This is a genomic window from Marinitoga aeolica, from assembly GCF_029910535.1.
In the GTDB taxonomy this organism is placed as follows: Bacteria; Thermotogota; Thermotogae; order Petrotogales; family Petrotogaceae; genus Marinitoga; species Marinitoga aeolica.
This window is the reverse complement of record NZ_CP069362.1, coordinates 790,051-805,201: the sequence shown is the minus strand read 5'-3', so window position 1 is coordinate 805,201 and position 15,151 is coordinate 790,051. Positions and strand designations below refer to the sequence as shown.

Here is a 15,151-nt window from a genome sequence, read left to right as displayed (position 1 = left end):
GAAAATGACACAATTGGAATTCGCAAAAATGGGAGTTATTACGGAAGAGATGATAATTGCAGCAAAGCATGAAAATATATCTCCGGAATTATTGAGAGAAAAAATAACCTCTGGAAGAGCTGTATTGCCCAAAAATAAAAATCATAATTTTAAAAATATCAGAGCTATTGGTGAAGGATTAAAAACAAAGGTAAATATTAATATTGGTACTTCTCAGGGATATACAGATTTGAATGAAGAGTTGAAAAAACTTGAAATTGCAGAAAAATATGGTGCAGATTCAATAATGGACCTTTCAACATGGGGAGATTTAAGTTATATAAGAAATGAAATAATCAAAAATTCAAATATCATGGTTGGGACGGTACCTGTATATGATGCTGCAACAAAAGCCATACAACAGAAAAAAAGGGTAATTGATTTTGAAGCTGAGGATTTCATTCAAATGGTAAAAGACCATGCCGAAGATGGTGTTGATTTTATGACAATACATGCAGGTATCACTAGAACAACCATTGAAAAATTGAGAAACTCAAAAAGAATAACAAAAATAGTTTCACGTGGTGGTTCAATAATTGTTGGATGGATGATAAAAAATCACAAGGAAAATCCATTTTACGAATTTTATGACGAAATACTGAAAATATGTAAAGAATATGATATAACAATAAGCCTTGGGGATGGGATGAGACCAGGATCATTACATGATGCTACAGATGATCTTCAATTTGAAGAATTATTGAGATTAGGTGAACTGGTAAAAATGGCTCGTAATGCTGGTGTTCAGGTAATGGTTGAAGGTCCGGGACATATGCCAATCGATGAAATTGAGGCCAATGTGATATTACAAAAGAAAATCTGTGATGGAGCACCTTTCTATGTACTTGGTCCAATTACAACGGATATTGCCCCAGGATACGACCATATAACCTCTGCAATAGGTGGAGCTATTGCTGCAGCCAAAGGAGCAGATTTTCTTTGTGCAGTAACACCTGCGGAACATCTCAGATTGCCAACTATAGAAGATATAAAAGAAGGGGTAATATCAACAAAGATAGCAGCCCACTCAGCTGACATAGCTAAAAATAGAAAAAATATGGATATTGATAATGAAATGAGCAAAGCAAGAAAACAGTTCGACTGGAAAAAACAGTTTGAGCTTGCACTGGATCAGGAAAAAGCTAAAAAATTCTATACCGCAAGAAAAGGAAAAGAAAGCAATATGTGTTCTATGTGTGGACCATTATGTGCAATGAGAATTACAGAGGAATACCTCGAAAAATCAGAAATATTGTTAATAGAATAGGAGGAATTATGATGCTTGTATTTTCAGGATTTGATCCATCTGGTGGAGCAGGTATATTACAGGATATATCAATAATGAAAATGTTTAAAATAAGTCCAAAAGCCATTATATCGGCATACACAGTACAGAATGAAAAAGAATTTAAAAGTGTGGAGTTCAGAGAAAACTTTGAAGAATTCGACTTATTTGATAAATTCTCTTTAATAAAGGTGGGAATGGCAAATTCAAAACAGATTAAAATTTTGAGAAAAAGATATAATGAAGCAAAAATTATATGGAACCCTATAATAAAAACCTCTACAGGATATACGATAATTTCACCTAATGATGTAAATGAAGGTTCAAAATACGTAGATTTAATGATAATGAACTCAGAAGAATATGAAATAACAGATATAAAATGTGATGTAATAATTACAGGTGGGCATAAAAATACTGAAAAAATAGAAATATTATATAAAAATAAAAAATTCTATTCACAAAGATATGAAAAACAATTACATGGGACAGGTTGTATTTTCTCTTCACTAATAACAGCACATATTTATATGGGTTATACTATTGAAGAATCCATTAATGCTTCGTTATATTATATGGATAAAATGGTTAAAAATTCAGAATTTTCTGTAGAAACAGAAAATATGGTATATGAATATCATAAAAATTATATTTTAGAGGAGCTTTGGAAAATAAAATCTGAAATAAATAAATTAGGGAAATATACCATACCTGAAGTTGGTCAAAATATAGTATTTGCGTTGCCAGAGGCAGAAAATGAATATGATGTTGGGAAATTTCCAGGTAGAATACATAAACTTGGTGATGAAATAAATTTTATTCATGAACCTGCATTTTTCGGAAAAAGTCATATGGCCAGAGCTGTTATTGCCACAATGAAGTATTTTCCATGGATAAGATCTGCAATGAACATAAAATATGAAAAGAAATATATAGAGAAAGCAAAAGAAAAGGGGTACAAAACTTTTTATTTAGATAGAACTCAAGAACCTATTGAAATTCAAACTAAAGAAGGACATTCTATTCCATATGGCTTGTCAAATATATATGATATTGCTAAAGAGCCCATAGACTTTGTCTGGGATGATGGTTTTTATGGAAAAGAAGCTATGATAGGGTTTTTGGAAGAAACCCACAGGAGGTTATAAAAAAGGTAAGGGATGTGGTTTTGTCTGATTGATAGTGTTTTTTTTGATAGGCAAATAAAATGTATAGGTATAGAAAACACAAGAAAGCTAATTAATTATACTGTATATACTAAAAACCCTCTAGCTAATAAAATTTTAAAAAATTGTGGTGTAAACATAAATAGAAAGGGTAGAATAAAGGACATAAAAATATATAATGATTGCACAATTAAATTAGTTGAGAATTTTCAAGAAAACAAATCTATACCTGAAGATTTAGCAGGAGCATTAATAGCTCAATTAGTTATTTCTGAATACTTATTTGGGATTGATTCAATCAAAATACCAATTCAATTTAACAAAAAAATAAAATCAAAAAAAAGTATTATTATTGGTGCTGGAGGGTTGGGGAATCCCGTTTCATATATGCTTAATAAAAACAAAATACCATTTGTAATCATAGATGATGATGTAGTTGATAAAACTAATATCGCAAGGCAATTCTTATTTACTAAAAAAGATATTGGAAAATATAAAGTGAATGCAATTGAAAAAAAATTAAAATATTGCAAAAAAGGGATTATAGAAAAAGTGACCGAGAAAAATTTAAATATTTTGGATGAATACGAAACTATTTATCTTTGTGTAGATAATATTGAAAGTAGATTATTAATTTCAAATTATGCTTTAAAAAAAGGGAAAAAAATAATAAGTGCTGGAGTAGAAGGTCAAAAAGGGATGATATTAAAAAATTTTGATTTTGACAAATATGTAAGTAAATATAACAATGATGATAGTGTAAATGGTATAGTACCTTCAATTGTTATATTAACGGGAATTTTGCAAGCGTATATGTTAAATATTGACAAATCCATAATTTATATGGATTTTTATACAGGAAGAGGATTTTTTTCTTGAGGTGCTTATAGCACCTCATTATATTATTTCAACAATTGACATAAAAAACACTATATGATATAATTCACTCAGTGAATGAAGTTAAAAGAAGCTTCTCTTTTCACTTGATCTGGTTAATACCAGCGAAAGGAGCAGAGCAGAGATGAAAATACAAATCAATCTCCTGCTTCGCGCAGGAGATTTTTTGTTATTTATATATAATAATCTTTTAACTCAATTAATATATCATATGATATGATAATTAAGTAAATTTATCGAATTTTAGAAATATAAAATTAACAGCGAATTATCAAGATATAAAACTTAAGGTGAAAATATGAGAAAAATTTTTATTATATCTGTGATTTTATTAATAATGTTGCTGTTGAATACTTTAACTACTTTTTATATTTCTAATTTAAATAATAATAACGTTCCTAATCCTGATATATTTTAAAATTAAAATGATGAAATTAGAAGGAGAATAAAAATGTTATCTCTTGTTACAGGATTGCTCTTTTACTTTTCAAATCCACCATTTAAAATGTCTTTCATTATTTTTTATGCATTTATTCCATTTTTTTATTATATAAATCATCAAATTCAAAAAAGAAAAATATTATTATTTTCTTTAATAATATCAATAATAAATTCATTCTTTATTTTAACGGCGCAAATAGAGTTAAAGTATAAACTGGCTGGGTTCTCATCGCTTGTTTTAATAATAACAATACTTTTTTATTTTTTTGGTATATTTGTAAAAAAATAGAAAATTATAAATATAAAACATATAAGAAAATATTTTTGATAACTTCATTCTGGCTATTTGAGGAGTACTTTGCAAGTAAAATATTTTATGGATTGACACTTCATCCTGGTATAGCGTTATATAATATAGGAATATTTCTATTTTTTTCAAAATATATTGGAATGATAGGATTATCTTTTATTATAATAGCAATAAATTATTGGTTATATTATCTTTTAAAAAATAAAAAATATAAAACATTTTTGATAATTTCATTATTAATTTTTCTCTTGCCTAATATAAGCTTTTTTTCACAAAAAGATGTAGAAGAAATTAATCAAAATAAAATAAAAATTTCAATAATACAGGGAAATATATCTACAAATGAATATAAATTTGCTCAAAGTAATAATGAATTGAGTTATGAAATATTCAAAAAATACATAAATCTTTCATTAAAAAGTATAAAAGAATATTCGCCACATATAATCATCTGGCCTGAAACATCTGTCCATAGATGGATGATGCGGCTACCTGATTATAGAAATGAAATATTAGATTTTGCAAGAAATAATAATATTAATCTAATAATAGGGACACCAGATTTAACTCCTGAAAATAAAGAATACAATTCCATATTTATTATATCAAAAAATGGAAAAATAATAGGGAAATATTATAAAAACAAGCTCGTGCCATATTATGAAAAAGTTTTTGAAAATGGGAAAAAAATAAAAGTTATTAATTTAGAGGGAATAAAAACAGGATTTGAAATATGCTTTGAAGCAATGTTTCCACAAGTGACAACTAAATTAAAAAGGCAAAATGCAGAACTAATAATAATAGCAAGCAATAATGGAATGTTTGGTTACAGTATAGTGCCATATTTAATGTCAGAACATGGTATATTTCGAGCAGTAGAAAATAATATATATATAATTCAAGCAACAAATTCAGGAATATCACAGATAATTTCTCCAGATGGAAAAATATTAAAATCATCAAAACTATATGAAAGAAAAATTATTAATTATGAAATACCAATAAAAAAATTAAATAAAACATTTTATTCTGTATATGGAGAAAACATGTATTATATTATATTTATAATAACAATAATAATATTAATCAAAAATAGCGCGCTATTTGTTGTAAAAAACAAAAAATGATGGGAGGATGGAGAATGAAAAAGATGGTAGTATATGCTTGATGATGCTTGTAAACATGGTGCCTGTAAATATTTTTGCTCATTCAAAAGCTTTTGATGTAAAAGTTTTGACTGACGATGAAATGAAAAATATTATTGGCGCTGGTAGCAATAATGGTGGGGGAAATACCACTAGTAGAATTGAAAAAGAAATTACATCTATCGCTATTCTTTCTAGAAAATTCTATAATTATACAGTTAAAGGTCAGGCGATGTCAGGCTGGGAATCCGGAGGATCAACGGTTGGAGAAATTAAAACCTCTAGAACTTACACAGGTACTATATATGGAAGTTTGTCCGTAGGTGCTGAAATTCCTGTTAAGGATTTTTTAAAAGCTAATGTTTCTGTAAATGTCGGAGGAAGCGTTTCGGCATCATATACAAATGTATATACTTTTAAGTTAAAGCCTTATTTGACAGGAGCTGTTTTTGTGTTACATCACTACAAAAATGAAACAGGGGAAATCCATATTGTTTATGATTGCAAAGAGTATCAAAATAATCAAATTGTTAAAACTTGGAGAGAAGATAGATATAAAACTTATGATGCATATGAACCTATAAAAACATTTTTAAAAGTTTTATATGCCCCAGATCCTACTTCTGAACATCATCCACCAATAGAAGATCATGAAAATGCAAAATTTAGGGTATGGAGGACTCCATGGGAAGATTAAAAAATAATTTCCTATAATTAAATTTCAGTAAATAAAATATAATTTCAAACTTGTTTAGGATGTCCACCCTATCAAATTTATTAATTAAAAAACATTATACAAAGGGGTGAAAATATGAAAAAATTAGTATTAAGTATTATTTTAATATTTTTTATAGGAAAAGCATTTTCTCATGAACTAAAGTATTTTTTTAAAGGAGTAGAACCATTAAATTTAAAACCGTTATATACAATAGCAACGGATAAAAAATATATGTTTTACGATGGATCAGATATTTCAGAAGAAAAGAATACAACTATTCCAGAAGATATTTTTTCTTCTCAATCAATGTATTGGATAATTAGCGAAGATGGAAATAAACTTTATATTTTTGAAAATGTATATACAATTCCAATTATTGAATTTTCAGATCTAAACGAAAATAAAGCATTTGTATATATTATAAATTTAAAAAATGGAGAAATGGAAAAAAGAAATATAGAGAGATTTGCTCCTAAACCATTTCCAGAAGGACTTGCGGTTAGAGATATAAAAGAAAAAAATGGAAAAGTATACTTTCTTACAAATGCTGGGATAACTATTTTTGATGAAAATTTTAAAATAAAGGATTTTTATATTTTTGAGGATGTTGCAAATGATATAGATAATAATTATGAAAATGGAGAAATTAGGATTCCTTACGCACATGGGGATAAAATGATGATTGATAAAAACGAAGATATTCATATTATAGATATAATTGAAAATAATAATCCAAAAATTATATATCAAAAATTATCCTCAATAAATAAAAAGGAAGATTTGTTTGGATATACAATATATGGAGTAAAAAAAGAACAAGAGATAGATAAAGAATTATCTAATACAAATAACTTGGAAGCATTCTTACTAACTAATAATGAAATACCATATTTACTGATATTTGAAGAAAATAAAAATAATCAAGAATATAATCTTTATAAGAAAATTGATAGAATAGCTTTATGGAAAATTACAGAAGATGGAATAACAGAAAAAAATAAAATTATTGATACCAGATATTCTTTCAGATATGAACAAATTATTCCTTCTGCTCAAATTATGGATAATAATTTATATTTATTAACTACTAATCCAAAAATTGGATATACAAATACAGGAAATTTATGTTTTATAAAAAAGTATGAAATTAATAATATGGGCTTAATTGAAAAAAAGGCAAAAATATTTTTAAATTTAGAAGGCAAAGAACCAGTTCAATCATATAAAATTATACCTGCCAAAATGAAGATTAGAAAAATAAATAATATGCTTTATTATTATGTATATGATAAATTTTATAAAAGATTTATCATATTTAAAGAAATAGAATAACAGGAGGCAGAGATGAAAAAAAGTTTTGTTTTATTATTAACAGTTTTTAATTTATTTATTGTTGCATATGGAGAAAATAACATTAAAAATACTTTTTTGTATTATGAAGATGCATATAAATATTATGTCTCAATTTTAAATTCAAACCATGAAATAAAAAACGAAAGCATTCTAGAAAAATATAGTGATTTTTTACCATATATATCATATAATTTTTCTTTTGGCGGGGATAAAATAAGTAAAGTGGATTTAAATACATCATCGATAAATTTTTCATGGAATATATTTAGATCAGATTTTATCGATAAAGCACATATGAATAAATTAAATAAGCAAATAGAAAGTTTAAGTGAAGAAAACATAAAAGAGAAGAATATTTCATATTTTAAAAACTTATTTTATAATGCTTATTATCTTCAAAATTATATAGAATTTTTAGAAAAAGAATATAGTAAATTAAGCGATATTCCAATAACTAATAAGATTGAAGAATTAAAAAAATATCTAACAAAAAAGAAACTAGAAATATCATTAAAAGGAAATTATGAATCATTATATAATTACAAAAATATACTTATAAAAAATTTGAATTTAGAAATGCAGAAAGAATTTAAATTAAAATATTCAGAAAAATATTATAAGTTAAAAAAATTCCAAGAAATTATAAAAAATATACAATATAAACCTGTGGAAAGTTTTTTAGAATATAAAATGGTTTATATTACGCAACAACAAAATAATATGGAAAAAAAATTAAGATCCAGCAATTATTTTAATGTTAATTTAAGCGGAGGATATGACATTTTAAACAACAACTTTTCAATATCATTGAACTTTAATCTATCAGAAGAGATTCCATATTTAAAAATATCCAGTAATGGAAATTATAATGGAGGATATGTGAATTTTAATGGTTCTATAAATCCATATCTTTTTAGTAACAAAGATGATTATAAAAATTTAAGTGAAGATAATCTTCAGAATACCATTTCTAAAATTATAAATTCAAGAGAAAATTTAAAAAATGAAATATTAAAAATTGAAGAGGAATTACTATTGGATGAAATTCAGATAAAAATACTTAAAGAAGAACTAAAAAATATAGAATTAGAATGGGATAAATTTGAGAAAGAATATCAAATAGAAAAAATACAATTAGAAAGAAAAATGAAAATAATATATTACAATTTAAAAATTGAAGAGTTTCTTGAAGCTTATACAAAATAAAAAAAACAAACAATCTTCCTTGAAATAAAAATTAATCTCCTGCTTCGTGCGGGAGATTTTTTCATTGACATAAAAAATAATATATGATATAATTCACTCAGTGAATGAAAAAGGAGTGGAATTATGTTTAATTTTGAAGATTATACGTTTTTTAATCCATCACCTAATTTTAGAGAATTGATGATTTTACAAATAATATCAAAAAATGAAAATGTTTCTCAAGAATTTATTGCAAAAACAGTAGGTATTGTTCCATCTATGGTAAACCGATATTTAAAAGATTTTGAGGATAAAAAGTATATAATTAAAACTGGTGAAAACAGAAGAAAAATGAATTATCAAATTACTGCAGATGGTAAAAAAAGATTACAGTTTTTAACTGTATCTTTTATTAATGAAGTATCCAAAATATATGCTGAAACAAAAAAATCATTTAATAAGGTTTTGGATAAAATCGAAGATATGGGATATCAAAATATATTATTATATGGTGCTGGTGTTGTTGGAGGCATTGTATTAAAAGTTTTGACAAGTGAAAATATTAATGTCATTGGATTTATTGATGATTCTATTTCAAAACAAGGAGATAAAATTCATGGAATTAATATATATTCACCAAAAGAAGTAAAAAACATGGAATATGACATGATTATTATAGCTTCCTTTAGACATTCTGAAGACATATTAAAAAATGCTAGAGAAAATGAATTATCAAATATATATATATTCAATATAGATGAAACAGGAAATGTTTCATTAGAGAAGGGGGAAATATGATGAAAATACCTTTATTTGACATGACAAGGCAATATAATTCATTTAAAGAAGAAGTATTAAACACATTAGATGAAATATTTTCCACAGGAAAAGTGATTTTAGGACCTCACGTAAAGTCACTTGAAAATGAATTAGCAGAATATACTGGAACAAAATATGCAATTGGTGTTGCTAATGGTTCTGATGCTTTATTTTTATCTGTTAGAGCTTTGAACATAGGAAAAGGAGATTATGTAATTACAACACCGTATACATTTTTTGCTACAGCAAGTTGTATAACTAGAAATGGTGCAACTCCAATATTTGTTGATGTTGAAGAAAAATATTATAATCTTGATCTTGATAAAGTTGAAGAAATATTAAAAAACCATCCAGAAAAAGAAAAAATAAAGGCTATTATACCTGTTCATTTATTTGGAAAAACCATTGATTTAGATAGACTTCAATATTTTAAAGAGAAATATGGAGTATATATTATAGAAGATGGTGCTCAATCCATTGGATCTAAATGGAATGAAAAAAATGCTTTTTCTGTTGGTGATTTAAGTATAACGTCATTCTTTCCAACAAAAAATCTCGGAGGATATGGTGATGGAGGAATGGTATTTACCAATAATGAAGATTTAGCTAATAGAGTGAGAAAGTTAAGAGTACACGGAGCTGTCAAAAAATACTATCATGACGAAGTAGGTTTTAATTCAAGACTCGATGAAGTTCAAGCTGCAATACTTAGAATTAAATTAAAACATCTTAATGAATATATAGAAAATAGAATTAATGTCGCAAAAAAATATGATAAATTGTTTAAAGAATATAATTTAACAGATTATATTGATTATCCTGAAGTTTTTGAAGATAAATCACATGTATATCATCAATACGTTATTACATTAAAAAAGGGAAATAGAGATGAATTAAGGGAATTTTTAACTAAAAAAGAAATAGGTACTTCAATTTATTATCCAAAAGGATTACATCAACAAAAGTGCTTTGAATATTTGAGATATAAAGAGGGAGATTTACCAGTAACAGAAAAAGCTACAAAATCAACTTTGGCATTACCCATATTCCCTGAATTAAGAGATGATGAAATAGAATATATTGTAAAATCAATATATGAATATTATAAAAAGTAGGTAGACGACTACCTACTTTTTATATAACACTATTCCATAAGTATCAATATGTTTTTTTAAATCTGGATTATCTATTTTATTATAATCAACAACATCAAAAAAATAAGGCAAATATGTCTCTTCATTTAAATAAAAACTAATTTTTAATAGCAAATCACGTGTAATTTCTTTTCCTTTAATAGCAAGATCTATATCAGATCCTTTCTTATAATTTCCCATAGCCCTGCTTCCAAAAATCAAAACTTCTTCTATTTCTGGAATAGTTTTTATAAAATCTATAATAATTTTTAAATGTTCTTCTTTTAAACCAAATTTCATTTCTTTAACTCCTTTAACATGTTTTCATAAAATTTGTCTAATTCTGGTAAATATATTTCTTTAATTTTTTTCACTATTTCCATTGCAGTATTTTCATCATAAGTATGCACTGTCAAATTTCTATCTTCTAAGGCTTTGAGCCAATGCTCTCCATTATCTATAAATTCAAGCTGAAATGCAAGTTTTATAGCTTCTCTTGGGCTTTTTACAAGATATCCATTATATTCCAAAAAGTCTTTTAATACTTTCCATGATAATTCGAATGACATTTCAAAAAACTGTATAATTCCTGCTCTATCTAATTCATCCATATCTTCCATATTGATATATTTTTTTAATAACTTATATGATTTTTCAAAATTTTGAAATCTTTGCTTCCATCGTATATCTTTTTTATTCATTAAAATCTCTCCTTTTATAATATATATTTATTATACCAAAAAATAGTTCTTTAATTGTATTATGTTGTCCAAAAAGATACAATCACTCAGACAGCTTGATTGCTTATTTTTAAAAATTAAGAAAATTATAAAATAATGTTCTTCACCAGGTGAAAATTCTAAATCCTCGAAAATTCTCATTTTCGCAGGCCGTATCAAACTCACATCCATGTTCGGTTTCACTCAATTTTGCATCCATGCAAAATTGACCTGCTCCATTCGAATTTTCTCAGGAATTTTCAATGGTTCATCACATTATTTTTATAAATTTTCTTATGAAAATCAAATAATTTTCGAGTCTTCGTTTCTTTTATACTTTTTGGACAATCTAATTGTATTATAACAGATAAAATTTCTCTGATTTTTAACATTAAATTCAACAAAAATAGTTGACATATATATGTATAAAATATATAATAATATTAGAAGGTATATATAAAATACATATAGGAGGTGAGTGAAATGGCATATTATGACGACTATGGATACGGTTATGGAAGAGGAATGGGTCGCGGAAGAGGATTTGGTAGAGGTATGGGAAGAGGTTTTGGTTACCGCGCTGGATTTGGTAGAGGCTATGGAAGAGGATTCGGATATGGTGCAGAATACTATGATTATTATAGACCATCAGTAGAAGAAGAAAAAGCTATGCTATTAGATTACAAGAGATATCTTGAAGAAGAACTACATTTTGTAGAAGAACGATTAAGAGATATTGATAAATATTCTCAAGGAGGTGACAGATGATGCCAGGATTTGATGGCACAGGACCAATGGGTACAGGGCCAGTTGGAAGAAGACTAGGACCATGTTCTAACCCAAATTATGCTGCTGCACCTGTTAGTCCAAGATATGGTTGGTTTAGACCATTTACAAATGCTTTTTATGGATTAAGAAGAGGTTTTGGTAGGGGATATTATGGGTATGGAGCTGGATACGGAAGAGGATTTGGTAGAGGTTTTGGTTATGGAAGAGGCCGTGGAGCCGGATACGGTAGAGGTTGGTGGTAAATAAATATTTAAAGAGGGTTGTTTTTCAACCCTCTTTAATATAAATCAGTTTATAGATAAAGTAAAATAAAATATGAAAAAATAATATGAGAGAATCCTTGAAAATTCCCGAAAAATGTGAATGAAATCATGTATATTATTGGAATTCAAAAATAAAACGAATGAAAACTCGAAGATTGCCTGAAAAAATTATGAATGAAGGTTTCCAAAATCACATGGATGTGATTTTGAGTGAAGCCGAGCATGGATGCGAGTCTGAACGGAAACCGAGAATGATTAATTTTTTCAGATTAGCAATCAAACGTTTGAATGAGTTTTATTTTGATTCCAATTTTGAGGATTAGAATTTTCACCGGATGACAAATATTATTTTAAATATTTTATATTATCAACAATTTTAATTATATATAATTTATGTATATATAGTGATATAATATATATATATGATAATTTAAAATAGGAGGCTGAATATGAGAATTACGATATTAAGCGGAAAAGGTGGAACAGGCAAAACAACTGTTTCTACTAATTTAGCTTATGCTCTTTCTAAAAAATACAATGTTCAATTATTAGATGTTGATGTTGAAGAACCTAATGATCATTTATTTTTTGACATAAATTTTGAAAAAGAAGAAAGTGTTGATATGCTATTACCTGTAGTAGATAATGATGCATGTATAAGGTGTGGGGAATGTGCAAAAGCATGTCAATTCGGTGCTATTTCTGTATTTCCAACGGGAACTATGGTTTTTGAAAGTTTATGTCATGGTTGTGGCGCTTGTGCTATGGTATGTCCTGTTGATGCTATTACAGAAAAACCAAAAAGTCTTGGAAAAATAAGTTTAGGTAAAATAAATGATAATTTAAAATTTGGAATGGGGCTATTAAATATAGGAGAACCATCCGGTGTTAGAATAATAAGACAATTAAAAACACATATTGATGAACATGCTGATGTAATATTAATCGATTCTCAACCAGGAACATCATGTCCTGTCGTTGAAAGTCTAAGAAATACGGATTTTGCAATTTTGGTTACAGAACCAACTACATTTGGATTACATGATCTTTCATTAGCAGTGGATTTGGTAAAAGAAATGAAAATCCCTGCCGGAATTATAGTCAATAGAGATACTGGTAAAACAAATATGATTGATGAATATGCAGAAAAAGAAAATATTCCTATATTATTAAAGATTCCTTTTGATAGAAATATTGCTAAATTGTATTCTGAAGGAAAAATATTTGCAGAACATTTGCCAGAATGGGAAGAAAAATTCAATAACGTCTTCGATACAATAAAGGGGATGATTAAATGAAGCAATTAGCTATAGTTAGCGGAAAAGGTGGAACAGGTAAAACAACGTTAAGTTCTTCATTTGGTGCATTATTAAATAATGCTGTTCTTGCAGATTGTGATGTTGATGCTGCAAATCTCAATCTTATGTTCAACGGTGAATTAAAAGAAAAATATGATTATTATGGTGGAAAAAAAGCTATAATCGATCAAAATAAATGTGATAAATGTGGAATTTGTAAAAATATTTGTAGATTTGAAGCTATTACCTTTGAGAATGGTATATATGATGTAGATCCTTATGCCTGTGAAGGTTGTAACGCATGTGTGATTGCTTGTCCTCAAGATGCTATTAGATTAGAAACAGCATTATCTGGAGAATATTATTATTCTTCTGTGAATGATGAAAAAGATATTGTTCATGCTAACTTAAATCCTGGCGAAGAAACATCTGGAGGTTTGGTTGCAGAAGTAAGAAAACTAGCTATGAATAAAGCTCAGGAAAAAGGTAAAGACATTGTATTAATTGATGGAGCTCCTGGAATAGGATGTCCTGCTACATCATCTATAACTGCAACAGATTATGTTGTTATAGTAACGGAACCTACTTCTTCTGGATTACATGATTTAAAAAGAATCATTGAAACAGTTAGATATTTTAAAAGACCATTTGGTGTTGTTATAAATAAATATGATTTAAACCCTGTTGTAAGTAAAGAAATAATAAATTATTGTATAAGCGATAATATTGAAATTTTAGGCGAAATTCCTTTCGATGAAACAGTTGAAAAATCTAATCTTGAAATAAACCCAATTGTTAATTATGAGGATAGTATAGCCGCAAAAGCTATAAAAGAGATATTTGAAAAAGTAATGGAAAAATTAAAATAAATTTGGAGGTGTTAGTATGAAATTAGCAATACCATCACAAGGAAAAACATTAGATTCATTAAGTAATGACAGATTTGCAAGAGCAGAACTTTTTGTTATTTATGATTTAGAAAAAAATGAAATTGTAGAAGTAGTAGAAAATACTGCCAATGATGCTCATGGAATGGGACCAAAAGTTTCCCAAATGTTAGCAGAAAAAGGTGTAAATGTCTTAGTTTTAGAAAGTGTAGGTAAAAATGCTTTTGAAGTATTAAATGCTGCAGGAATTGAAGTATATTTAACAAAAAAAGACACATTATCAAATATTATTGAAAATTATAAAAATGGAAAATTAGAAAAGGTTGAAAATGCAACACATTAAGGAGTTGATATTATGAAAATAGCATTTGGTACAAAAGATGGAATACATATAAATGATGAACATTTTGGACATTCAAATATATATGTTGTATACGAATATGATGGTGAAAATTTCACTAAAGTTGAAGAAATAAAAAATCCTTATGCTGAAACACATATGCATGCAAAGGTTGAGGAAATTTTAGAATTTTTAGGACATTGTAAAGTGTGGGTAGGTAATTCCATGGGAAAAGGTTCAATGATTAAATTAGATAAATTAGGCTATAAGCCTTTAATAGTTGAAAGTAAAACCATTGATGATGCTTTAGAAGAAGTAAGATTTATGTTAGCAGGGGAAGTAGAATAACTTTCCTGGGAGGTGA

General features: G+C 27.0%; 17 protein-coding genes. 15 read left to right on the top strand and 2 right to left on the bottom strand.

What is annotated here, in order from left to right; genetic code table 11:
* The first annotated feature begins 4 nt into the window (after positions 1–4).
* From thiC to JRV97_RS03745, 9 genes are all read left to right on the top strand, one after another.
* The gene (gene thiC, locus JRV97_RS03785; RefSeq protein WP_281000319.1) at positions 5–1,306 is read left to right on the top strand and encodes a phosphomethylpyrimidine synthase ThiC; all 1,302 of its coding nucleotides are present in this window, start codon (positions 5–7) and stop codon (positions 1,304–1,306) included.
* An 11-nt stretch (positions 1,307–1,317) separates the two neighbouring features.
* Complete coding sequence (locus tag JRV97_RS03780) at positions 1,318–2,472, top strand: thiamine-phosphate synthase family protein (RefSeq protein ID WP_281000317.1); 1,155 nt, start codon at positions 1,318–1,320, stop codon at positions 2,470–2,472.
* Between the two features lie 12 nt (positions 2,473–2,484).
* Complete coding sequence (locus tag JRV97_RS03775; RefSeq protein ID WP_281000315.1) at positions 2,485–3,369, top strand: ThiF family adenylyltransferase; 885 nt, start codon at positions 2,485–2,487, stop codon at positions 3,367–3,369.
* A gap of 783 nt (positions 3,370–4,152) precedes the next feature.
* Positions 4,153–5,265, top strand: coding sequence for an apolipoprotein N-acyltransferase (locus JRV97_RS03770; RefSeq protein WP_281000313.1), 1,113 nt, complete (start codon positions 4,153–4,155; stop codon positions 5,263–5,265).
* A gap of 7 nt (positions 5,266–5,272) precedes the next feature.
* Positions 5,273–5,980: a hypothetical protein gene (locus JRV97_RS03765; protein WP_281000311.1), complete on the top strand. Its 708-nt coding sequence runs from the start codon at positions 5,273–5,275 to the stop codon at positions 5,978–5,980.
* Between the two features lie 114 nt (positions 5,981–6,094).
* Positions 6,095–7,333 (top strand): hypothetical protein, encoded by a 1,239-nt coding sequence (locus tag JRV97_RS03760; RefSeq protein ID WP_281000309.1) that lies wholly within the window; start codon positions 6,095–6,097, stop codon positions 7,331–7,333.
* 12 nt (positions 7,334–7,345) lie between these two features.
* Positions 7,346–8,560 carry a TolC family protein gene (locus JRV97_RS03755; RefSeq protein ID WP_281000307.1) on the top strand — a complete coding sequence of 405 codons (1,215 nt, stop codon included), beginning with the start codon at positions 7,346–7,348 and terminating at the stop codon, positions 8,558–8,560.
* A gap of 123 nt (positions 8,561–8,683) precedes the next feature.
* Positions 8,684–9,337: a winged helix-turn-helix transcriptional regulator gene (locus JRV97_RS03750; RefSeq protein ID WP_281000305.1), complete on the top strand. Its 654-nt coding sequence runs from the start codon at positions 8,684–8,686 to the stop codon at positions 9,335–9,337.
* On the top strand, positions 9,337–10,473 hold the full coding sequence (locus tag JRV97_RS03745) for a DegT/DnrJ/EryC1/StrS family aminotransferase (protein WP_281000303.1): 1,137 nt from the start codon (positions 9,337–9,339) through the stop codon (positions 10,471–10,473). Before JRV97_RS03750 ends, JRV97_RS03745 begins: the two co-directional genes overlap by 1 nt.
* Positions 10,474–10,485: 12 nt before the next feature.
* Here JRV97_RS03745 and JRV97_RS03740 read toward each other — a convergent pair whose 3' ends face one another.
* Both JRV97_RS03740 and JRV97_RS03735 read right to left on the bottom strand, forming a co-directional pair.
* Positions 10,486–10,791, bottom strand: coding sequence for a nucleotidyltransferase family protein (locus tag JRV97_RS03740; RefSeq protein ID WP_281000301.1), 306 nt, complete (start codon positions 10,789–10,791; stop codon positions 10,486–10,488).
* Positions 10,788–11,192 carry a nucleotidyltransferase substrate binding protein gene (locus tag JRV97_RS03735; protein WP_281000299.1) on the bottom strand — a complete coding sequence of 135 codons (405 nt, stop codon included), beginning with the start codon at positions 11,190–11,192 and terminating at the stop codon, positions 10,788–10,790. Before JRV97_RS03735 ends, JRV97_RS03740 begins: the two co-directional genes overlap by 4 nt.
* Positions 11,193–11,693: 501 nt before the next feature.
* Here JRV97_RS03735 and JRV97_RS03730 point away from each other — a divergent pair.
* The 6 genes from JRV97_RS03730 to JRV97_RS03705 all read left to right on the top strand — a co-directional run bounded on the left by JRV97_RS03730 (position 11,694) and on the right by JRV97_RS03705 (position 15,135).
* Positions 11,694–11,978 (top strand): DUF5320 family protein, encoded by a 285-nt coding sequence (locus JRV97_RS03730; RefSeq protein WP_281000297.1) that lies wholly within the window; start codon positions 11,694–11,696, stop codon positions 11,976–11,978.
* A complete protein-coding gene (locus tag JRV97_RS03725) occupies positions 11,975–12,241 on the top strand; it encodes a DUF5320 domain-containing protein (protein ID WP_281000295.1) in 267 nt (88 codons plus the stop codon). Before JRV97_RS03730 ends, JRV97_RS03725 begins: the two co-directional genes overlap by 4 nt.
* 470 nt (positions 12,242–12,711) lie before the next feature.
* Complete coding sequence (locus JRV97_RS03720; RefSeq protein ID WP_281000293.1) at positions 12,712–13,560, top strand: ATP-binding protein; 849 nt, start codon at positions 12,712–12,714, stop codon at positions 13,558–13,560.
* The gene (locus tag JRV97_RS03715; RefSeq protein WP_281000291.1) at positions 13,557–14,429 is read left to right on the top strand and encodes an ATP-binding protein; all 873 of its coding nucleotides are present in this window, start codon (positions 13,557–13,559) and stop codon (positions 14,427–14,429) included. Before JRV97_RS03720 ends, JRV97_RS03715 begins: the two co-directional genes overlap by 4 nt.
* A gap of 16 nt (positions 14,430–14,445) precedes the next feature.
* Positions 14,446–14,790 carry a NifB/NifX family molybdenum-iron cluster-binding protein gene (locus JRV97_RS03710; RefSeq protein ID WP_281000290.1) on the top strand — a complete coding sequence of 115 codons (345 nt, stop codon included), beginning with the start codon at positions 14,446–14,448 and terminating at the stop codon, positions 14,788–14,790.
* 12 nt (positions 14,791–14,802) lie between these two features.
* Positions 14,803–15,135, top strand: coding sequence for a NifB/NifX family molybdenum-iron cluster-binding protein (locus JRV97_RS03705; protein ID WP_281000289.1), 333 nt, complete (start codon positions 14,803–14,805; stop codon positions 15,133–15,135).
* Positions 15,136–15,151 lie beyond the last annotated feature (16 nt).